The organism is Leeuwenhoekiella polynyae, assembly GCF_004104075.1.
Lineage (GTDB): Bacteria > Bacteroidota > Bacteroidia > Flavobacteriales > Flavobacteriaceae > Leeuwenhoekiella > Leeuwenhoekiella polynyae.
Genome location: NZ_QOVK01000004.1, coordinates 163,535 through 183,555, shown reverse-complemented (window position 1 = coordinate 183,555; position 20,021 = coordinate 163,535). Strand labels below are relative to the sequence as shown.

Annotated in this window: 20 protein-coding genes; 17 read left to right on the top strand and 3 right to left on the bottom strand. The window is 39.1% G+C overall.

Features of this window, described 5'->3' with window-relative positions; genetic code table 11:
• Positions 1 to 38: 38 nt before the first annotated feature.
• The 7 genes from DSM02_RS20335 to DSM02_RS07405 all read left to right on the top strand — a co-directional run bounded on the left by DSM02_RS20335 (position 39) and on the right by DSM02_RS07405 (position 4,531).
• Positions 39 to 197 carry a hypothetical protein gene (locus DSM02_RS20335; protein ID WP_164918257.1) on the top strand — a complete coding sequence of 53 codons (159 nt, stop codon included), beginning with the start codon at positions 39 to 41 and terminating at the stop codon, positions 195 to 197.
• Between the two features lie 138 nt (positions 198 to 335).
• The gene (locus DSM02_RS07430) at positions 336 to 542 is read left to right on the top strand and encodes a hypothetical protein (RefSeq protein ID WP_128765024.1); all 207 of its coding nucleotides are present in this window, start codon (positions 336 to 338) and stop codon (positions 540 to 542) included.
• A gap of 8 nt (positions 543 to 550) precedes the next feature.
• Positions 551 to 646: an acyloxyacyl hydrolase gene (locus DSM02_RS20775; RefSeq protein ID WP_128765083.1), complete on the top strand. Its 96-nt coding sequence runs from the start codon at positions 551 to 553 to the stop codon at positions 644 to 646.
• A 55-nt stretch (positions 647 to 701) separates the two neighbouring features.
• Positions 702 to 1,304: an acyl carrier protein phosphodiesterase gene (locus DSM02_RS07420; RefSeq protein ID WP_164918256.1), complete on the top strand. Its 603-nt coding sequence runs from the start codon at positions 702 to 704 to the stop codon at positions 1,302 to 1,304.
• A gap of 14 nt (positions 1,305 to 1,318) precedes the next feature.
• Positions 1,319 to 3,073, top strand: a complete 1,755-nt coding sequence (gene ggt, locus DSM02_RS07415) for a gamma-glutamyltransferase (protein ID WP_128765023.1) — start codon at positions 1,319 to 1,321, stop codon at positions 3,071 to 3,073.
• A 133-nt stretch (positions 3,074 to 3,206) separates the two neighbouring features.
• The gene (locus DSM02_RS07410; RefSeq protein WP_128765022.1) at positions 3,207 to 3,800 is read left to right on the top strand and encodes a transcriptional regulator; all 594 of its coding nucleotides are present in this window, start codon (positions 3,207 to 3,209) and stop codon (positions 3,798 to 3,800) included.
• Positions 3,797 to 4,531, top strand: coding sequence for a DUF3307 domain-containing protein (locus DSM02_RS07405; RefSeq protein ID WP_128765021.1), 735 nt, complete (start codon positions 3,797 to 3,799; stop codon positions 4,529 to 4,531). The genes DSM02_RS07410 and DSM02_RS07405 overlap by 4 nt, the downstream gene beginning before the upstream one ends.
• Before the next feature lie 151 nt (positions 4,532 to 4,682).
• On the opposite strand, the gene DSM02_RS07400 is transcribed toward DSM02_RS07405, so the two are convergent.
• Together DSM02_RS07400 and DSM02_RS07395 are read right to left on the bottom strand one after the other, a co-directional pair.
• The gene (locus DSM02_RS07400) at positions 4,683 to 7,214 is read right to left on the bottom strand and encodes an ABC transporter permease (protein ID WP_240674001.1); all 2,532 of its coding nucleotides are present in this window, start codon (positions 7,212 to 7,214) and stop codon (positions 4,683 to 4,685) included.
• Between the two features lie 14 nt (positions 7,215 to 7,228).
• Positions 7,229 to 7,915, bottom strand: a complete 687-nt coding sequence (locus DSM02_RS07395; RefSeq protein ID WP_128765020.1) for an ABC transporter ATP-binding protein — start codon at positions 7,913 to 7,915, stop codon at positions 7,229 to 7,231.
• A gap of 57 nt (positions 7,916 to 7,972) precedes the next feature.
• Here DSM02_RS07395 and DSM02_RS07390 point away from each other — a divergent pair, with 57 nt between their 5' ends.
• The 5 genes from DSM02_RS07390 to DSM02_RS07370 all read left to right on the top strand — a co-directional run bounded on the left by DSM02_RS07390 (position 7,973) and on the right by DSM02_RS07370 (position 12,380).
• Complete coding sequence (locus DSM02_RS07390) at positions 7,973 to 8,695, top strand: arylesterase (protein ID WP_382403030.1); 723 nt, start codon at positions 7,973 to 7,975, stop codon at positions 8,693 to 8,695.
• A 24-nt stretch (positions 8,696 to 8,719) separates the two neighbouring features.
• A complete protein-coding gene (locus DSM02_RS07385) occupies positions 8,720 to 10,036 on the top strand; it encodes an MFS transporter (RefSeq protein WP_128765019.1) in 1,317 nt (438 codons plus the stop codon).
• Positions 10,037 to 10,447: 411 nt separating this feature from the next.
• Positions 10,448 to 11,029 carry a YdeI/OmpD-associated family protein gene (locus DSM02_RS07380; protein ID WP_128765018.1) on the top strand — a complete coding sequence of 194 codons (582 nt, stop codon included), beginning with the start codon at positions 10,448 to 10,450 and terminating at the stop codon, positions 11,027 to 11,029.
• A 2-nt stretch (positions 11,030 to 11,031) separates the two neighbouring features.
• Positions 11,032 to 11,457, top strand: a complete 426-nt coding sequence (locus DSM02_RS07375) for a DUF1801 domain-containing protein (RefSeq protein ID WP_128765017.1) — start codon at positions 11,032 to 11,034, stop codon at positions 11,455 to 11,457.
• Positions 11,458 to 11,549: 92 nt separating this feature from the next.
• Positions 11,550 to 12,380, top strand: a complete 831-nt coding sequence (locus DSM02_RS07370) for an alpha/beta hydrolase (protein WP_128765016.1) — start codon at positions 11,550 to 11,552, stop codon at positions 12,378 to 12,380.
• Positions 12,381 to 12,542: 162 nt separating this feature from the next.
• On the opposite strand, the gene DSM02_RS07365 is transcribed toward DSM02_RS07370, so the two are convergent.
• The gene (locus DSM02_RS07365; protein WP_128765015.1) at positions 12,543 to 13,838 is read right to left on the bottom strand and encodes an NAD(P)/FAD-dependent oxidoreductase; all 1,296 of its coding nucleotides are present in this window, start codon (positions 13,836 to 13,838) and stop codon (positions 12,543 to 12,545) included.
• 124 nt (positions 13,839 to 13,962) lie between these two features.
• Between DSM02_RS07365 and DSM02_RS07360 the strand changes: the two genes are divergently transcribed.
• From DSM02_RS07360 to DSM02_RS07340, 5 genes are all read left to right on the top strand, one after another.
• Positions 13,963 to 14,457 (top strand): RNA polymerase sigma factor, encoded by a 495-nt coding sequence (locus tag DSM02_RS07360; protein WP_128765014.1) that lies wholly within the window; start codon positions 13,963 to 13,965, stop codon positions 14,455 to 14,457.
• Between the two features lie 6 nt (positions 14,458 to 14,463).
• Positions 14,464 to 15,105, top strand: a complete 642-nt coding sequence (locus tag DSM02_RS07355; RefSeq protein ID WP_128765013.1) for a hypothetical protein — start codon at positions 14,464 to 14,466, stop codon at positions 15,103 to 15,105.
• A gap of 155 nt (positions 15,106 to 15,260) precedes the next feature.
• The gene (locus tag DSM02_RS07350; protein ID WP_128765012.1) at positions 15,261 to 18,167 is read left to right on the top strand and encodes a PEP/pyruvate-binding domain-containing protein; all 2,907 of its coding nucleotides are present in this window, start codon (positions 15,261 to 15,263) and stop codon (positions 18,165 to 18,167) included.
• Between the two features lie 64 nt (positions 18,168 to 18,231).
• Positions 18,232 to 19,527, top strand: coding sequence for a serine hydrolase (locus DSM02_RS07345; protein ID WP_128765011.1), 1,296 nt, complete (start codon positions 18,232 to 18,234; stop codon positions 19,525 to 19,527).
• Positions 19,528 to 19,653: 126 nt separating this feature from the next.
• A complete protein-coding gene (locus DSM02_RS07340) occupies positions 19,654 to 20,019 on the top strand; it encodes a DUF2200 domain-containing protein (RefSeq protein WP_128765010.1) in 366 nt (121 codons plus the stop codon).
• The last annotated feature ends 2 nt before the right edge of the window (positions 20,020 to 20,021 follow it).

The window sequence follows — 20,021 nt, the reverse complement described above, 5'->3', positions numbered from 1 at the left end:
ATCTGTTTTTCAAAGTAATTAAAATTCGATTTTTAGTAGTGTTCTTTTTCTTATGTATTGCTTTAAAAGCAGATGCCCAAGATGATCTTCAGGGGCGTTTTTATCAAATAGGTTATAATGTAAGCTATGCCTCTGTTGATAATATTATTTTTAGAGATGACGATTATTACTACGAAGTGTATCTTCAGAAAATCTAAATCTTATATCGCATAAAGTAGGGTGTTTTAGATTATGATTTCATCTTTCAGCCCGAAATCAACAGAGCCCAGCATAAGCTTTTCAACCCTTGGTTTGCAGGGAATCCTGACCAGTATAGTGCCCGTCGTGAGCGCTTGATGCGTTATAAATTTATCAATGAATATGTTTTTAATTGTGGTCTGATCATCAGAACATCTATAACTGAAAAGCTTAATATATACGGTCTTACAAGCATAGGTCCCGGTTATTTTGATGAAGATTCTGAGCGTATGGCTAAGGGTATTGGTTTCTCTGATAATTTGGCATTAGGAATCAACTTTCAGTTTTTTAAAAGTTTTTTTTAGATAGTAGAATAGGTTTTAGACATGTTTCTAATGCAGAAATTAAACAACCTAATGAAGGTGATGACGCGCTAGAGGTTAATCTTGGTATTGCTTATAGATTGTAAACAATTACCTCAAATGCTAATGCAGGCTTATAGCAATAATTTGTAATTTAAGCCTGTGAATTATTTAGCGCATATATACCTGTCTGGCGATGACCCGCTACTTACCATCGGTAATTTTATGGCAGATGGCATAAAAGGAAAACAATACAAAACCTATTTACCACAACTTCAAAAAGGTATTTTGTTGCACCGCAGCATAGACAGTTTTACAGATAGTCATCCCATTGTAAAACAAAGTACAAAACGTCTTCATAGCAAGTATAGTCATTACAGCGGTGTGATTGTAGATATTTTATATGACCATTTTTTAGCAAAAAATTGGAAAAATTATGCTACCACTCCTTTGTCTAGTTATATCGAAAATTTTTACGACAATCTTGATGAGTATTTTGAGTTGCTTACTCCGGGAATTCAGAGAATGATACCACATATGATCGCAGATAACTGGTTACTGAGTTATGCCGAAATTAGTGGTATTGCAACTGTTCTCTACAATATGAACCGCAGAACTAAGAATATTAGTGGTATGGATCGCGCTGTTGAAGATCTTCAGTTGCACTATCACGATTTTGAAAATGAATTCACCTTATTCTTCGATGAATTACTTCAGTTTTGTGAACAAAGGCTTTTAGAATTAGAAGATCAATTCCATACTTAAACCTATCCTTAAATATGATTAAAATTACTTTAACCACCTTTAAAATCACTAATCACTGGTTTCTTTTCTTATTACTTTTAATACTGGTTAGTTCTTGTAAAACTGAACAAAAAGCTCCGCGTGAGATTCAGCGTGGGAAGCTTGCAGACAGTATTATGGTGGTTTCTGCACGAGAAGAAGCTTCTCGTATAGGTGCCGAAATTTTAAAAAATGGAGGTAATGCTTTTGATGCGCTTATAGCTGTAGACATGGCTTTAAATGTTGCCTATCCTTTTGCCGGAAGTTTAGGTGGTGGTGGTTTTATGGTATATCGTAAAGCCAATGGCGAGATTGGCAGTATAGATTATCGCGAAAAAGCTCCTATGGGAGCTACACACGATATGTATCTTGATAAAGAAGGAAATCCTATTGATTCTTTAAGCCGGCAAGGACCACTCGCTGTAGGTGTTCCCGGTAGCATTTCTGGGATGTTTGCTATTAATGAAAAACTAGGTTCTATGCCTATGTCAGAAATTTTAGAACCGGTTATTCAATTGGCTAAAAACGGTTATGCTATAACCGAAAATCAGTTGAATAGATTTCAAAAATATGCTCCTGTATTTGATCAGGTGAATGGAAAAGAAGTCCTGTATTCTATTGGCTTTCGCGAAAGCGACACTCTAAAGATTGAAACCGGTAATTTCATTAAAAACCCTGTTTTAGCAGAAACATTACAGCGCATTGCAGATAATGGAAAAAGCGAATTTTATGAAGGTGAAACTGCTCAACTATTAGTTGATTTTATTGAAGCCCACGGTGGGATCATCACGCTTGAAGATCTTAAGAATTATGAAGCAGTATGGCGTAACCCTATAACTTCAACGTATAAAAATATTAAAGTAATAGGGATGCCTCCTCCATCTAGTGGTGGTGTGTGTCTCGCTCAGATTTTTAAAATGCTTGAACCTTATGATATGCAAGAATTTGGTCATAACACAGTAAAAAGCATTCAGATGATCACCGAAGCAGAACGCCGAGCGTATGCTGATCGTAGTTTCTTTTTGGGCGATCCCGACTTTAATGATATTCCGATTGACAGCCTTATTAGTAAAGCCTATGCTTCCCGTCGTATGCAAAGCTTCAGTTTTGATAAGGCGACACCTTCTGCAGAGATCAATCATGGCGTAATTAGCGGCTATGAATCTATGGAAACTACTCATTTTTCGATAATAGACCAGTATGGTAATGCAGTTGCACTTACAACTACTTTAAACGGTGCTTACGGCTCAAAACTTTATGTAGACGAACTCGGCTTTTTCTTAAATAATGAGATGGATGATTTTAGCGTAAAACCGGGTGAGCCTAATATGTTTGGCCTTATAGGAGCTGCAGCAAACAAAATTGAACCTCAAAAACGCATGTTGAGTTCGATGACACCTACTATCGTTGAGAAAGACGGCAAACTCTGGATGACAGTGGGTACGCCAGGTGGTTCTACAATTATAACTTCAGTATTGCAGACTATTCTAAATGTTGCAGATTATAATATGGGAATGCAGGAAGCTGTAGATGCACCGCGTTTTCACCATCAATGGTTACCCGATGTTGTGATCTTTGAACCAGATGCTTTTGGGGAAGAAATACTGAATAGCTTGCAAAATAAAGGCTATGAAATTCGCCAGGAAAATAGCGTGATTCTTGGTAAAGTTGACGGGGTTTTAGTTTTACCTGACGGAACTTTAGAAGGTGGCGCAGACCGTCGTGGTGATGATACAGCTGTTGGTTTTTAAAAGAAAAACTTCAACTATGCCCTCTTTAAGCTATATTCTAAATTATAACCCATATAGAATATATTTTAATTTATAACCTATTTAATGTATATTTGAATTTATAATCTATTTAGCGTATAATTTAAGTCATGCTATGAGAGCTGTATTAACAGGAGATATCATAAACTCAAGAGAACACGAAGGATGGCAACAAGAGCTTGTTGCAATTCTTGATCAGTATGGGACGTCTCCACAAGATTGGGAGATTTACCGCGGTGACAGCTTTCAGTTAGAAGTTGATGCTGCGAAAGCCCTCAAAGTGGCAATACATATCAAAGCTGTAGTAAAAATGCGTGCCGAACTCGATGTACGTATTGCTATCGGGATTGGAAACAAAACCTATACAGCCGCACAAATAACGCAGGCAAATGGGAGTGCTTTTATCCATTCCGGGACTGCATTTGATGCTATTAAGAATAATACTTTAGTCCTTCAGTCTGATTATAAAGATTTTGACGAAACGTTCAACATAATGCTGGCATTAGCTACTCTAACTATGGATAACTGGCCACCGGTAACCGCAGCTATCGTAAAAGCTCGTCTAGAAGCGCCAGAACTTAATCAAACCGAATTGAGTAAGCAACTGGATAAAGCACAAAGTGCAATCAGTAAAGCGCTTAGCAGAGCCGGTTATGACGAGGTTACAAAGATGCTTACGTATTATAAAAAACAAATCGAAACGCTATGATAGCTCTCGCATTAAAATTATTACTTGCTCACATTCTAGGTGATTTTGTCTTACAACCTACAAAATGGGTAAAGCATAAAACTAAACACGGCTGGAAATCAAAATATTTACTTGCTCATATAGGTGTTCACCTACTGGCATTACTTATTCTTTTGCAATTTCAACTCAACTATTTATTAGGGGTTTTAGTTATTATTGTTACCCATTATGCTATTGATGCGCTAAAAATAAAATTCACTACAAAAAAGAATAGTAGAAAGCTTTTTATGATAGATCAAGTTGCGCATTTACTGGTGCTTAATCTGGTTTTGTTTTACTATAAACCTTACTCTTTAAATCTCAACACGCTCTTTCAACCTAAATTTTTATTATTAGTGTTTCTGTTACTTTTTGTGACTTTCGTTTCCGGAATTTTAATAAAAGTAATCTTACAACCTTGGCAAAATGCCATCGAACCTACTAAAAAAGAAAAGCAAAAAAGCACCTCTTTGGCGGGAGCCGGAAAAATAATAGGTATTCTAGAACGTCTATTTGTCTTTGCTTTTATTCTACTGAATGCCTGGTCTGCAATAGGATTTCTGATTGCGGCAAAATCTGTATTTCGTTTTGGAGATTTAACCGAAGGAAAAAATCGCCAACTTACCGAATATGTCTTAATAGGAACTTTATTGAGTTTTGGTATCGCGATAGGAGCAGGATTATTATTTAATTACTTAAGTCAGATTGTTTGAAAGTCAGTAGAACTTTTATATTATAAATAACTTAAAAGAATCTGTTTTGATACTTTATTATGTACTTCTCTCATCTTTGAATTAAAACACTGAACCTCCGCCTTATTCTAAAAATAATTTTAAATAAGAACTAACAATTCTTATCCATAAATCAACGCGCCTCTTTGCGTAAAACCTCGAGTGGCGAACTCCTGATAACACTTCGGCTGTTTGCGAGCCCAATGATAACCACCAGCAGTGTAATGCCCGGCAGCAAAACACCAAATGGCACCCAGCTTGGAATAAAAGTCGTGTCAAATGCAAAATAGGCCAGCAGCAGACTTCCTATAAGAGATAACAAAATCCCGGAAAGACTACCCAAAAGTCCAAGATACAGGTATTCAAGCCCTTGAATGCGTAAAATCTGTTTGCTTTTCGCACCCATAGTACGCAGTAAAACGCTTTCGCGAATGCGTTGGTATTTGCTGGTTCGCACCGCGCCAAGCAATACGATAATCCCAATCAGAATGCTGAAAAAAGCCATAAAGTTGATGATGTAACTGATTTTGGTAAGTAAATATTCAATCACATTAAGCACCTGCCGTAAATCGAGAATGGAAACATTGGGATAATCTTCAACCAAAATACGTTGAATCGATGCCGAAACTTCAGAGTTAGGCACCTGAGTCGTAATCACACCAAATTGCGGCGCCTGCTCGAGCACTCCGGCCGGAAACACCACCGAAAAATTGAGTTGCAGACGGCTCCAGTCCACCAAACGGATACTGCCTATGGTTGTTTCTAAAAGCCGTCCCTGCACATTAAAGGTTACCCGGTCGCCAATAGCCACCACGGCATCCTGTGCAAAATTAGCACTCACCGAAACGGGCACGGGTTCAGTCCCTGCATCTATTCGCGGAGTAAAAGTTCCTTCCTTTAAACTTTCGGAACCGATCAGCGAATCGCGGTAGGTTGTACGAAATTCATGATTGAGAATCCAACGGCTAATTTGGGAAGTCGTATCGGTTTTCAGGTCGGCAACAGTGCGCCCGTTAATACTGTGTACCCGCATAGTCACGATAGGAACGGCATCAAGAGGTTTCAGGTCATTCGTTTTTAAAGTTTGGGCTACATCGGTCATCTGATCGCGCTGCACATCGAGCAAAATCATATTGGCCTGCTGCGCGCTGCTGTCGAGATTGGCTTGTGCCAGCAACATATCTTTGGTAAAATACAGGGTACTTATCAAAAAGGAACCCACGCCAATGGCCAGTATCAGCACCACCGTCTGATTACACGGTCTAAAAAGACTGCGTAAACTCTGCCGGGATGTAAAACTCCACGAGCTGGGAAAATAGCGTCGCAACAGGCGCATAAAAAGACGGGCAATACCTGCCAGAATACTGAAGGTGACCACAACGCCGCCGAGAAAAGCCAGCGCATACCTCCAATCACCCAGTAACCACAGCGAAAATAAAAAGATAAATAACAGAATGATTACCGAAACCAAAATGGCGGTACTCCTTGACTGGCTTCCCGCGTCTTCTGTAAATCGAAGGGTTTGTAAAGGCGAAACATACAGCGTGCTCAGCAAAGGATACAGAGCAAAAAGCACAGACATAAACATACCGATAAAAATACCCAGTATGATTACCGGTAAAGACCAAGTGATCTGGACAGCTACGGGCAGTAAACCTTCCAGCAACACCGGAAATAATTGTTGCAAAGCAAGCCCTGCGACCGTACCTAAAATTCCGCCCAGTAAGCCAATGGCCGCAATCTGAATTAAATAAATTAAAAAGGCCTGCTTTCGCGTAGCGCCCAGACATTTCAAAACTGCCACTGAACGCAATTTCTCCCTGATGTAAATGGTAGTCGCACTGGCTATGCCTACACATCCCAATAAAAGGGCTACAAAGCCCACAAGATTGAGAAATTTACCAAAGTTTTCATAGCGCCTGCCCAGACGGTCGCTGGTTGAAGTATGGGTATCCAGATCAGCTTCTGCGGCATCAAGCCGCTCCCCGACTGCATCTTCAAGAAGCTGCATATCAGCTTCTGGGGCTTTGAAATAATACTCATAATCGATACGGCTGCCCAGTTGTACCAAACCTGTTTGTTCAACATAAGAATAGGGAATTACCACCGGCGGCGCGATGGCACTAAACACCGCATTGCTGCCGGGAAGATTTTTGAGTTCACCTACCACCGGAAGGCGTACCGCTCCCAGTTTTACCGTGTCCCCTACTTCAATACCCAACTGAAGCATTACTGTAGCGTCAACCAGCGCTCCGTTGAGTTTTCCAAAGTATCTTCCGGCAGTTGCGGGTTGCGTTTCGATTTCACCATAAAATGGAAAACCTTCGCTAATACCACGTACCTGAAGTAATTTGGTTGTCCCGTTTTTAGGAAATAAAGCCATCGAGGCAAACGAAATCTCTTCCGCATCTGCGCCTCCAAGCGAATCTACAATTGCCAAAGCTTCTTCAGTCAGGGCATTATCGCTGTCAATTTTAAAATCGGCCCCCATAAGGGCTTTAGATTGCAATGCGATGTTATCTTTTAAGGTTTCTCCAAACGACTGAATCGAAACAATAGCCGCGACACCCAAGATAATCGAAACCATAAACAAACTCAGTTTGCCTGCACTGGCCTTAAAATCACGCCAAGCCATCTTAAAGAGCCAGGCTGCACCTGCTGTCATTCTCCCATTTTTACTCATACCGCTGCGCTTGTGAGATTTGCGATCTTTCCGCCCCTGATGGTCAGTATATTTTGGGTTTTACGTGCCAGTTCCATATCGTGGGTAACCAGTACCAGTGTTGTGCCCAGCTCTTTATTGAGTTCAAAAAGCAATTCGACGACTTTGGCTCCGGTTTCAGCATCCAGATTTCCGGTGGGTTCGTCTGCAAATAAAATTTTGGGTTCGTTGGCAAATGCCCTTGCCAGAGCAACCCGTTGCTGTTCCCCTCCAGAAAGTTGTGTGGGATAATGATCGCCACGATCACCTAAACCTACTTTTTGAAGCAAGGCTTCTGCCTTTTTCGTGGCTTGCCTGTCACCTTGTAGTTCCAGCGGAACGGCGACATTTTCCAAAGCGGTAAGCGTGGGCAGCAATTGAAAATCCTGAAACACAAAACCCACATCGCGGTTGCGTAACACGGCACGCTCATCTTCCGAGAGGCTGCTCAATTCAGTTCCGTTTAAGATAACACTACCGGCATCCAGGCGATCGAGACCCGCGCACAAGCCGAGTAAAGTCGTTTTCCCACTTCCAGACGGACCTACTATGGCAAATGTTTCGTTTTCTGTTATACTAAAGTTAATATCTTCAAGTACCTTTAGCTTTTTAGAGCCACTGGTATAGCTTTTTTCTAAATTTGAAATTTCTAATATGGAAGTCATAGCGTACGTGGTTTTGAGCGCAAACCGCAGGTTTTGGCTTTTCAGCAAAATAAACAAATGCTTGTGATAAAGAATAGACTCCATCTGCTAAGCCTGTTAATCTTTTGTTGTTTTTTAGGCGGAATGACTCTGCATTCGTGTAAAGACAACTCAAACGCGTCTTCCGGCGAAACTGAAAAATCTCAAACCGAGGAAACCGCTTCTACTGAAACCGATAGCACTTCAAAAACCATTTTATTTTTTGGCGATAGCCTCACCGCTGGTTACGGACTTGAAGACCCTGATGATGCCTTCCCGGGGTTGATTCAGGATCGTATAGACAGTCTGGGACTGGATTATACCGTTATCAATGCCGGTCTAAGCGGCGAAACCACTGCAGGCGGAAGAAACCGACTGGAATGGGTGCTGGAGCCTGATGTGGATATTTTTGTTTTGGAACTGGGTGCTAACGATGGTTTACGCGGAGTAAACGTTGCTGAAACGCGGGAGAACCTACAGTGGATGATTGATCAAGTAAAAATCGAAGCTCCAGAAGCCAAAATCGTGTTGGTTGGTATGCAATTACCGCCCAACCTCGGTACCGAATACACCCGGGATTTTAAAGAATTATTTCCCGATTTGGCCGAAGAAAACAATATTACGCTCGTCCCCTTTTTACTGGAAAATGTGGGTGGTGTAGCGCGTCTTAACCAAAACGACGGTATTCATCCTACCGCCGAAGGACACAAACTTGTAGCTGAAAACGTATGGCCTATTTTAGAATCTCTTTTAAACGAATAAAGTCCTATATTTTCTGAAATTGTCATGAGTACCCGCCACCCTACTGAACTTGAAAAACTCTACGATTACCTCAACGATGAAGAAGATGCTCGCACCTGTAAAGCCATTGGTGATGAAGCCTGCCGGGAGACTCCTAAAAATTACTTTTTAATTCTGATCAGCAATATGCTGACTTCGCTTGGGGATACCCTGAGTAACCCAAAAACGGTTCTCACCTGGGTGATGAGTTATGTAAATGCGCCGGTGATGCTCATCAGTTTTATCGTTCCTATTCGCGAATCGGGATCTATGCTGCCGCAATTGTTTATCGCGCATTACATCAGGAAGCGTCCCGTACGTAAATACGTTTGGGTGCTGGGTTCAGTTTTACAATTTTTGGCGATTGCAGGAATCGGTTTTGTAGCCCTTTCTTTTGAAGGAAGTATGGCCGGCTGGCTTATAATCCTGTGTCTGGTGGCTTTTAGCCTTTCACGTGGCCTGTGTTCCATTGCCTTTAAAGACGTTTTGGGCAAAACCATACCCAAGACCAAACGCGGTAGATTAAAAGGCTATACCGCTTCGGTAAGTGGTGCGCTGGTGCTGGCAGCCGGACTTTTTATTCTATATAAATCTAAAGATGATGTAGGCATTGATTTTTACAGCTATCTCATCTTTTTTGCAGCCAGCCTCTGGCTTATTGCTGCTCTTATATACGCGAACATTCAGGAATATCCGGGAGAAACCGAAGGTGGCAAAAACGGATTCAAAGAAGCCTGGGAACGCCTGGTTTTATTAAAGGAAGACAAACACTTTCGCAATTTTGTTATCACCCGTTCGCTGCTGCTATGCTCAGCATTAACCGCGCCCTATTATGTTCTGCTCGCACAGCGTTATGTAGGGATAGAGGCTTATTTACTCGGACTTTTTATTATCGCCAACGGAATCGCCTCGATTATCAGTGCTCCGGTTTGGGGCAAAATGGCCGATAAATCCAGTAAAAAAGTAATGACCTACTCTGCCATTCTCACCGCCAGTCTGGGGTTAATTGTGGTTGGAATTATTCAGTTTTTACCGGCACTTAACGATAAGGTCTGGTTGTACCCTATCGCCTTTTTTGTTTTAGGAATCGCGCATCAGGGTGTTCGTCTTGGGCGTAAAACGTATATCGTAGATATGGCAGAAGGCAATCGCCGTACCGATTATGTTGCGGTGAGCAATACGCTCATTGGTTTTATACTGCTTATCGCAGGAGGATTGAGTGCTTTAGCTTCGCTTATTTCAGTTGAAGGCGTAATCGCTATACTTTCGGTTCTGGGCATTTTAGGAGCGATTAAAAGTGCTACATTGCCCGAGGTGGAGTAAATATTCTCTCCAAAATTCGGAATACATTCTTCTTACTCAACTTCCGATCATTTGGCAGTCCAAAGATTATTCTAATCCCGATTATCGGGAAACAAAAAAGCCACGTTTTAAGTGGCTTTCGTTTAATTTATATCGGCTGCATCCTGGATGCCCTTAGATACGTTCAGATTACTTCTTTTTAGAAGCAGTCTTCGCTGGTTTCACAGCTGCAGGCTTGGTTGCCTGTTTTGCTGGAGCCTTTTTAGCAGACTTGTTTTGTGCCATTATATTCTCGTATTAATAGTACTAATGTACTGCGAAAAACAATCCGTTTTAAAGATTAACACAGCTCTTTTAGTTAATTTTATAGTTAAATTTTCAAACGTTTTTTCAACCTTTTTAGAAAAACTGAAAAATGACTAATCCAATAAAATAGAGGCCTATTTCGAGCAGGAGCATCCTTTTAAGGAGGCGCTTTTAAAGCTTAGAGCTGTTTTTAAGGAAACGGAACTCGTGGAAACCTTTAAATGGAACAGTCCGGTCTATACATTAAACGGCAAAAACGTCACAGGGCTTGCACGATTTAAAAATCATTTTGGGGTTTGGTTTTTCAACGGAGCCCTTTTGAAAGATGCTGAAAATAGATTGCATAATGCGCAGGAAGGTAAAACCAAAGCCCTAAGGCAAATGCGCTTTGAGTCGAAGTCTGAGATTGACAGTCAAATTTTAAGGGCTTATTTACAGGAAGCCATAACTAACCAAAAGAAAGGATTGGAGATCAAAGCAGCTAAACCGGTTAAAAAAGTTTCAATTCCAGTAGAATTAAAATCAGTTTTTTCTAAAAATGCAGCGCTTCAAAAGGCTTTTAATGCACTCACCCCTGGAAGACAAAAGGAATATGCTGAACATATAGGCAGCGCCAAGCAAGAAAAAACACGTATATCCCGTCTGGAAAAAGCTACCCCCATGATTCTTGAAGGAAAAGGTCTTCACGATAAATACAAAAACTGCTAACTATGGCTGAAAATAAAAATCAACCAACTTCAGTTTCGGTATTAGATTATATCAATGCTGTAGAACACCAAAAACGCAAATCAGATGCTTTAAAGCTTTATGCCATTTTCAACAGCATTATGCCTGAACCTGCGGTGTTATGGGGCGATTCTTTGATAGGCTACGGAAGCTATCACTATAAATACGACAGCGGGCGTGAAGGTGACTTCTTTTTGACCGGTTTTGCACCTCGCAAACAGAATCTTTCGGTGTATATTATTCCGGGGTTTGAACAACTTTCTGATTTACTCAATAAACTTGGCAAATATAAAACCGGCGTGTCCTGTTTATACATTAATAAACTGGAAGACATAAACTTAAACATCTTAGAAAAGCTCATCATAGAATCTGTAAATTATATGCGAGAGAATTATGAGAATAAAGTTTAATTCTCTGCGTTAACCAGTGATTGAGACTGAACATTTAATACATTGTCAGAAATATCAATATGACTTTCTGCTCATTAGACGAAACTTAAATTATGCGAAATCACCTATTCCTTTTTGCCTTAATCGCAAGTATTCTTGCAAGCTGTGGTTCAGTTAAAAAAGAAGATATTACCTATCTGGATGCCGATTATACAGCTTCTGCCAAAGAACCCCAACTTAACATTTTTCAACCTAAAGATTCTTTAGTGCAGCACGATGTTCTCATTTTTGTTCACGGCGGTAACTGGAACAGTGGAAACAAAGAAACCTATTCTATTTTGGGTCGAAATTTTGCCGGTAAAAATTATGTAACCGTCATTCCAGGCTATACTTTGAGTCCGTTTGCAAATTATGACCAAATGACTCAAGAGATTGCTAAAGCCATAAAATGGACGCACGAAAATATCGCCCAATACGGTGGCAAACCGAATCGTATCTTTCTCATGGGCCATTCTGCCGGAGGGCATCTGGTTGCACTGGCTACAATGAGTCCTAACTACCTCAACAACCCCGATTACATTAAGGGAATCATTCTGGACGATGCCGCCGGTTTAGACCAATATTCGTATTTACAAGAAAATCCACCAACCAGTGATGAATACTATGATGTCACCTGGACCACAAATCCTGAAGAATGGAAGAATGCTTCGCCTTATTATTTTTTAGACGAAAACACACCACCTATTCTCACATTTTTAGGCACTAAGACCATTCCATCCTTATATTACTATAATGATCTGTTTCATCAAAAATTGCTGGAATTTCAACCAGAAGCAAAACTTATTATTTTGAACAAAAAGCACGTAGCCATGGTCTCGCAGTTCTTCTCTCCATTGAGTTCTCGCTTTGGAGAAATACAAGAATTTACAGAAGGTGTTCAGTAAATCAACTGGGGCGAGCCCGAGACTATTAAAAGGTATTAGTTTTTTTACTTTGACGCAAGCCTCAACATTTAGACCTTGATTATCGAGTAATAATTTTTAAAGTTATCACATAAAAAAACCGCTTCTAAAATGAAGTGGTTTTTTATATAGAATTCTGAATTTCTAATCTTCTTCAGCAATGATTTTGTTCTGCTTAAATGGTCTTACAATCAGTCTGGCTGCTTTATCATAATTGATGTAGCTATACGTCCAGTTGAAAAAAGTAACCATTCGGTTTCTAAAACCAACTAAAAACCAAAGGTGAATAAACATCCAGATAAACCAGGCAAAAAATCCACCAAAATGAATCTTACCCATATCTACAACAGCCTTATTTCTCCCTATAGTTGCCATAGAACCTTTGTCAAAATATTTAAACGGATTCAGTTTTTCTCCACGTAACATCTTTTTAAAATTCTTTGCTAAATTCTTTCCTTGCTGAATAGCGGGTTGAGCTAACTGCGGATGTCCTTTAGGGTATTCCTCACTTTCCATCAATGCAATATCTCCTATCGCATAAATATTCTGAAAACCGGCAACACGGTTGTACACATCTACTTTATAGCGATTGAGTTTTGGCAATAAAGAAGTTGCTTCAAACCCATCAATTGAAGCGCCCGTAACACCGGCAGACCAAATAAATGTCGCGGTATTGAAAGACAGATCACCTTTAGTAGTCACTAAATTATTCTCATAATTCCCTACAAAAGTTTCTAGGTGAATGGTCACCCCCATATCTTCTAAGAACTTCTGAGCTTTTTCAGAAGACTGTTTGCTAAAAGGGGGTAAAACCCGGTCAGCTCCTTCAATCAGGTGAATTTCTATCTCGCTAGTATCCATATCTGGATAGTCTGCCTGCAACACATTAGATTTTAACTCTGCTAAAGCTCCACTGAGTTCTACCCCCGTTGGGCCGGCACCGGCAATTACAAATCGTAGCAACTCTTTACGTTGTGCAGGATCTTCGGTACGGTTAGCTTTTTCCAGGTTCTCAAACATCAAACTGCGAATGTTGAGCGCCTGTGGTAAGCTTTTCATCCAAATCGCATTTTCTTCAATGGTTTTGTTTCCGAAAAAATTAGTACGGGTTCCGGTAGCAATAATCAAATGATCGTAGTGTAAATCACCAATATCAGTTCGTACTTTTTGAAGATTGGTATCTATTCGGTTTACTTCCGCAAGGCGGAAATGCATATTTTTTTGTTTCCTGATAATCTTCCGCAACGGATAAGCTATAGATTCTGGCTCCAGACCTGAAGTCGAAACTTGATATAATAAAGGTTGAAACGTGTGAAAATTCCTCTTGTCTATAAGCACTACCTGGTAGCCTGTTCTTTTAAGATTTTTAATGAGGTTCATTCCGCCAAAACCCCCACCAATTATGATGATTCGGGGTTCTTTAGTATCAGGGATGTTCATGATTAATTATTTACAACAAAGTTAAAGTACAGCCGGCAAAACTCTTAATGTTTATCATTATTTTAGCGTTAGGTGTAACATATTACTTCCTATATGTACAAATAGGCAACTAACAATTAATTATTTGGATCCGCAACTTGAAAAACAATTTGTAACCCAGCTAGAAGCGAACCAGAATATAGTGCATAAGATCTGCCGGTTGTATACTCATGACCAGGAGTCGCACAATGATTTGTTTCAAGAAATAACCATTCAATTATTTAAAGCATATCCAAAATTTAGAGGAGACTCTAAGTTTACAACCTGGATGTATCGTGTAGCGCTCAACACGGCAATTACACTCTATCGTAAATCTAAACGTAGTCTAAAAACGCAGGATTATGAGAGTGTGATGTTTAAAATCGAAAGTACTGAATATGATAATACGGTTGAAGAACAACTAAAACTGATGTACAAGGCGATTAGACAACTCAATGATATTGATAAGGCACTGGTATTTTTATATCTCGAAGACAAACCCTATAGCGAGATATCAGAAACTTTAGGTATTACAGAAGTTAATGCCAGAGTTAAAATGAACCGGGTAAAAGGAAAGTTGAAAGACTTATTAAATGTGTAGCAGCAGATGGATGAACTTGAATTTTTAAAAAAAGACTGGAAGCGCCAGGAGGCAGATCTTCCTAAAGTTAGCGGTGATGCTATCTATAAAATGATACATAAACGCTCTTCATCATTGATGAAGTGGATTTTATATGTATCTATATTTGAGTTTATATTGTGGACTGTCATTAATGTTTTAACAATAAATAACAAAACCTGGGAATCACTTCGTAAAATTCATTTGTTTGAATTTGAAATCATTTCTGTACTGCTTCAGTATATAGTTTTAGGTTTCTTTATATTTATCTTCTATAAAAATTATAAAGAGGTACAAACTACAGACAGTACCAGACATCTTATGAATCGTATTCTTAAGGTACGCAGAACAGTGAATTTTTATGTAGCATACAACCTTATATTGATGTTTGTCGTTGGGCTTATAGTCTTTTTTGCAATGCTCTATTTTGATCCTGAATTTGAAAAAATAATGATTACTGCAGATGACGGTTCTCAGTCTATTCCGTTAGGTTTTATTGCATTATTTATAGGAGGTCTTCTACTATTAGTATTTATGCTTTGGCTATTCTATAAACTGCTTTATGGTATTTTATTAAAGCGTTTAAAGCGCAATTATAAAGAGCTCAATAAGCTCGAATTGAGAGATTAACTTAAAACATAAAAAAGTCTGCTGATACAGCAGACTTTTTTTGTTTATAAAGATTATGTCTTTTAATTAAAAACCTTAATATTTAAGAAAATCATAGCCTTTTTTATAAGTCTATTAACAGGCTCTACACCTATTTTTGTGACAAACAACCTTTTATGCAAGCAACACTACGCTTAACCCTACTTGTTGTGCTTCTTACAGGAGCATCTTTACCTGCCCAAGAATATACTACTCAGAATATTAAAAAAATCATTACTGATTTTAAGAATGATGCTCGCGGACCTTATTTGCGCATTCGCTGGTTTTGTGAAGATGGTACTATGCGTGAACCTAAAGATCCTTGTCCAGAAGGTGTTGACGGGATTCAACATGCAAGTTACAAACAAGAAACTGAAAATCTTGCTGCTCGTAATCATCTTTATTTTGGTGAGATCCTAGCTGCTGCAGATAATACAAAATTCTGGGATGCGGCTAATGATCATAGCAGATTGAAGCAATATCAATTGGGTAATTATCTAAAAAGTGTTGACAACGGTTGGATTTTAGAAAAAGCCCAGTACTACCGTGGTGCAATACAATCTGAAGATGAAGAAGCCTGGGGTATTGATTTTTTCAATTGGTTGCTGAAAGACGACAAGCGACTAGAAGCTAATTACTACTTAATAAGACAAGCGCTTAAAGATATTCCACATGCAGGTGATGATAACATTGCGCAACGTATGCGTAGTGAATCTAAAGTGATCGCAGAAGAGTTTCCAAAATTTATGGACTTGCGTGTAAAAATTCACGGTCAACCTGATGTAAGTGATGTGGCTTTAGTTCAAAATTTTAGAGAAGAGTACAATGATGAACTTTCTCCAGAATTGAAAATGGAATTCAAAAACTTACTAGAAACACTTAATGAGTACTACGCTCCTATCAATTTAGCCAAGTTGAATAGCCAGATTGCTGGAATAAAAAGTAATCTTGAAGTTAAAAATCAACTTCTCGAGTTCACCACAAAATTTGACAACAATACGCCGGCATACTCTGTAATTCCGGAAATCAGCGATATGTTGTGTAATATTCGCACACAAATTACTCAAGTGCAACGCGCTCAAGATCGTTTAACTCTACTTGATGTTTCGCTTAAACTGGAAGAAATGCTTCTCAAAAAATCTGGAGATTGGGAGCCTGAAACCCTTAAAGAACTTTTAGATAAAGTATATCATTTAAGTTATGCTACAGCAGGAACCGGACTTCTTGAAGTTTGGGAATGGGAAGAAATTGAAGGTATAATTGCACCTATAAATTATACAACTGTTTCTTTAGCTGAACTCAATACTATTCTCAACACTTCACGTAATGCAGTGCAATGGAGTGCTGCTATGGCAAAAGCTAATTACGATAACATAGTAGAAAAATATACCGCTTTTGAGCCGCTTGCAGCAGGATTTATAGACGATCGTGTACGATCTTCTGTAGCGCTTCCTTTAGGAAAAACAGTTAGTGAATTGGGTGATTTTATAAACAATAAATCAAATCTTGAAAACCACGTAATGGATATAGCAGACCAGAGCGCCATTCACGGATTAAATCCCGGTTATGCGATGGGCGAATTGGTTGTTGTTCCAGGCAATCCTGATGGAATAGAAGTTTCGAGCAATAAAATTTACATATTTAAGCGCCCGCCTTCTGATCTAAAACCTGTTGCCGGTATTGCAACGGTTGATGAGGGTAATCTAGTTTCTCACGTGCAATTACTAGCCAGAAACTTAGGGATTCCCAATGCTGCACTTATAGATTCTAATCTTGAAGATCTAGAGGCTTATAATGGCAAAACCGTGTTTTATGCGGTTTCTAATAAGGGAACAGTGATTATCAAACCTGCAGATAAAATGTCTGCTGAAGAAAAAGATTTATTCTCTGTAGCAGAACGCAATCGCGAAAAAATTGCAGTTCCTATTGAAAAAATAAGACTAGACAAAAAAAGTATTCTCAATATGCGCGATATCGATGCTTCAGCAAGTGGCATTCTGGCAGGTCCCAAAGCAGCCAATTTAGGACAACTGAAGAAAATGTTTCCAGAGCACGTTGTTGAGGGTCTAGTGATTCCTTTTGGTATTTTTAGAGATCACTTGAATTTGCCTATGCCGGGACAAAATAAAAGTTATTGGGAATTTTTAACCGAAATGTTTGCTTCAGCAGAAAAAATGCGTGCAAATGGTACAGCCGAGACACAAGTAGAAGATTTTCAGCTTAAAAAACTAGCAACATTGCGCGATGCAATCAATGCGATGCAATTAAAACCACAATTCATCAACGAGTTACGCAGTTCGTTCACTTCTATTTTTGGTAAGCCTATGGGGCAAGCTCCTGTATTCTTACGAAGTGACACCAATATGGAAGATCTGAAAGAATTTACCGGTGCCGGTTTAAATCTTACTTTGTTCAATGTAGTTGAAGAACAGAAAATATTAGACGGAATTAAAAAAGTATGGGCATCACCATACACCGAACGCAGTTTTAAATGGCGTCAGGTATATTTATCAAATCCGGAAAATGTTTTTCCATCAATTTTAGTGATTCCTAGTGTAGATGTAGAATACAGCGGTGTGATGATTACAAAAGGTATCAATGAAGGTACTGATGAAGATCTTACTGTTGCCTTTAGTCGTGGTGCCGGTGGTGCCGTAGATGGTCAAGCAGCAGAAACCAGATTAATCACCGCAAGCGGAAACAGGTTGCTTGCTCCAGCCCGTCAACCAGATTATATCAGACTTCCGGGAACTGGTGGTACACAGGGATACAGCACCACTTTTGAGTCTAACATTTTAAGTGAGCAAAATATTGCGAGTCTGCGTGAAGTAGCTCAAGAAATTCGTACCAAAATACCAGAAGAAACTAACACCAATCCTGAAGGTGCTTATGATGTAGAATTAGGCTTTCAGGATGATAAAGTCTGGTTGTTTCAGATCAGACCTTTTGTTGAAAATAAAAATGCACTGAGTAACGGGTATTTGGATTCGATTTCTCCCAAAAGTAACCCAGATGAATACATTGAAATGGATACAAAACTCTAACAGGTTTTCTACTTTAATTTAACATCACAGCATATTTCAGAATACAACTATTTAAAGAAAAACTATGAAAAAAATCCTACTCTTTGTCCCGTTAATCTTGATTACACTTGCATTTTCGGTACCTAACAGCTACTACCCTATTGACGGTTATGAACGAACCGGAATAGATCGCCTTGCTTATCTTCAAAAGATCGTAAGAGACAGTATCAAATACACACGTATTCCTGCCGGAGCGTATTTATCTATTGATGATATTAAACTGAACTTGACTAATAAAGCCGATAGCGCTATTGCTTATATGAAAGAGGATCCCGACTTTCAAAAGAAGATAGGCAGCTTATTTTATGGTCTGGACCAGAGTTATTCCATTTCGGTACTAGATATGACCGACTCTACCAATCTGAAATATGCAGCTCGTAATGAAACACGTGGTTATCAACCCGGTAGTGTAGGTAAACTTGCCATTCTAATCGCGATGTTTGACCAACTTGAAAAATTATGCCCTGATGATTGGGGTGCTCGAATCAATTTATTAAAATACAAACGCGTAAAAGGTGGACCATTTGCAGTTTACGACCATCACACCATCCCTATTTACGATATTGAGAATGATAAGTTGACTAAAAGACAAGCCCAGCAATCTGATGTTTTTAGCCTATTTGAGTGGATTGATCATATGGTTGCTGTGAGTAATAATGGAGCAGCGAGTGTGGTTTACAGAGAAGCTCTGTTACTTAAAGTTTTTGGTGAAAAGTACTTTGACCTAACGGATGAAGAGGCTATGCAATGGTTTAAAGATACAGACCGTATCGAAGTAACCCGTCTGGCTAATGAAGTGGTTAACGAACCCCTGCGCGAAATGGGTATTACCGAAGACGAGTGGCGACTGGGTGGATTTTTTACTAACGGTGGAGAGCGTTATGTAGGCAGAATGGGGGGCAGTATCGGTTCGCCAAAAGGTTTGATGAAATTCTTAATTAATCTGGAGCAAGGTAAGGCGGTTGATTCACTTTCTAGCTTAGAGATGAAGCGTATTATGTATCAGACCGAGCGTCGTATTCGCTACGCATATTCACATGATTTAGACTCTGCTGCCGTATACTTTAAAAGCGGAAGTTTTTATAAATGTGATAAAAGCAAAGGTGCTTGCGGGGACTATGCCGGTAATGTGTTTAATTATATGAACTCGGTTATAATTGTAGAGCATCCTAATGGCGGTCCTAAATATATTGTGTGTTTGATGACTAACGTACTCCGTAAAAATTCAGCCACAGACCATATGTATCTTGCCGGAAGAATAGATAAAGCTATACAAGAAGAAGTTGTAGAAAGTAAAATGACTGGTACCACCGGCCAATAGTTCACCATTTTTGATAACCTATTAAGCCCTTTTGCTATGTTCTAAAGGGTTTTTCATTTTAAATAAAAAAACACATTCTAAGAAAAAGATTAATTTTAGAATTATCTGAGAAAAAAAACACGTAAAGTGAAAACTACTCCAGAGCATAATAAACGTATTGCTATTATGACTTTTTCTTCTGTGTATCTTCATTATGTAAATAAAGTGGAGAAAAAAGGCAGAACACAAGAAGAATTACATCAAGTTATAAAGTGGCTCACCGGTTTTGATGAAGCCGAGCTTCAAACTCTAATTGAGCAAAAAATAAACTTTGAAGAATTCTTCAGCAAAGCGATTATAAACTCAAATGCTCAGTTGATCAAAGGAGTGATTTGTGGATATCGCGTAGAGGAATTAGAAAATCCATTGACTCAAAAAGTACGGTATTTAGACAAACTTATAGATGAGTTAGCTAAAGGCAAAAAAATAGATAAAATCTTGAGAAAGCTTTGATA

Bases quoted from the DNA above. Each gene is read 5' to 3' on its own strand.
- DSM02_RS07405 (WP_128765021.1), top strand. From the start codon at position 3,797: ATGATAGCTCTCGCATTAAAATTATTACTTGCTCACATTCTAGGTGAT.
- DSM02_RS07350 (WP_128765012.1), top strand. From the start codon at position 15,261: ATGCAAGCAACACTACGCTTAACCCTACTTGTTGTGCTTCTTACAGGA.
- DSM02_RS07395 (WP_128765020.1), bottom strand. From the start codon at position 7,915: ATGACTTCCATATTAGAAATTTCAAATTTAGAAAAAAGCTATACCAGT.
- DSM02_RS07375 (WP_128765017.1), top strand. From the start codon at position 11,032: ATGGCTGAAAATAAAAATCAACCAACTTCAGTTTCGGTATTAGATTAT.
- DSM02_RS07355 (WP_128765013.1), top strand. From the start codon at position 14,464: ATGGATGAACTTGAATTTTTAAAAAAAGACTGGAAGCGCCAGGAGGCA.
- DSM02_RS07430 (WP_128765024.1), top strand. From the start codon at position 336: ATGCGTTATAAATTTATCAATGAATATGTTTTTAATTGTGGTCTGATC.
- DSM02_RS07385 (WP_128765019.1), top strand. From the start codon at position 8,720: ATGAGTACCCGCCACCCTACTGAACTTGAAAAACTCTACGATTACCTC.
- ggt (WP_128765023.1), top strand. From the start codon at position 1,319: ATGATTAAAATTACTTTAACCACCTTTAAAATCACTAATCACTGGTTT.
- DSM02_RS07400 (WP_240674001.1), bottom strand. From the start codon at position 7,214: ATGACAGCAGGTGCAGCCTGGCTCTTTAAGATGGCTTGGCGTGATTTT.
- DSM02_RS07370 (WP_128765016.1), top strand. From the start codon at position 11,550: ATGCGAAATCACCTATTCCTTTTTGCCTTAATCGCAAGTATTCTTGCA.
- DSM02_RS07365 (WP_128765015.1), bottom strand. From the start codon at position 13,838: ATGAACATCCCTGATACTAAAGAACCCCGAATCATCATAATTGGTGGG.
- DSM02_RS07390 (WP_382403030.1), top strand. From the start codon at position 7,973: ATGCTTGTGATAAAGAATAGACTCCATCTGCTAAGCCTGTTAATCTTT.
- DSM02_RS07345 (WP_128765011.1), top strand. From the start codon at position 18,232: ATGAAAAAAATCCTACTCTTTGTCCCGTTAATCTTGATTACACTTGCA.
- DSM02_RS07410 (WP_128765022.1), top strand. From the start codon at position 3,207: ATGAGAGCTGTATTAACAGGAGATATCATAAACTCAAGAGAACACGAA.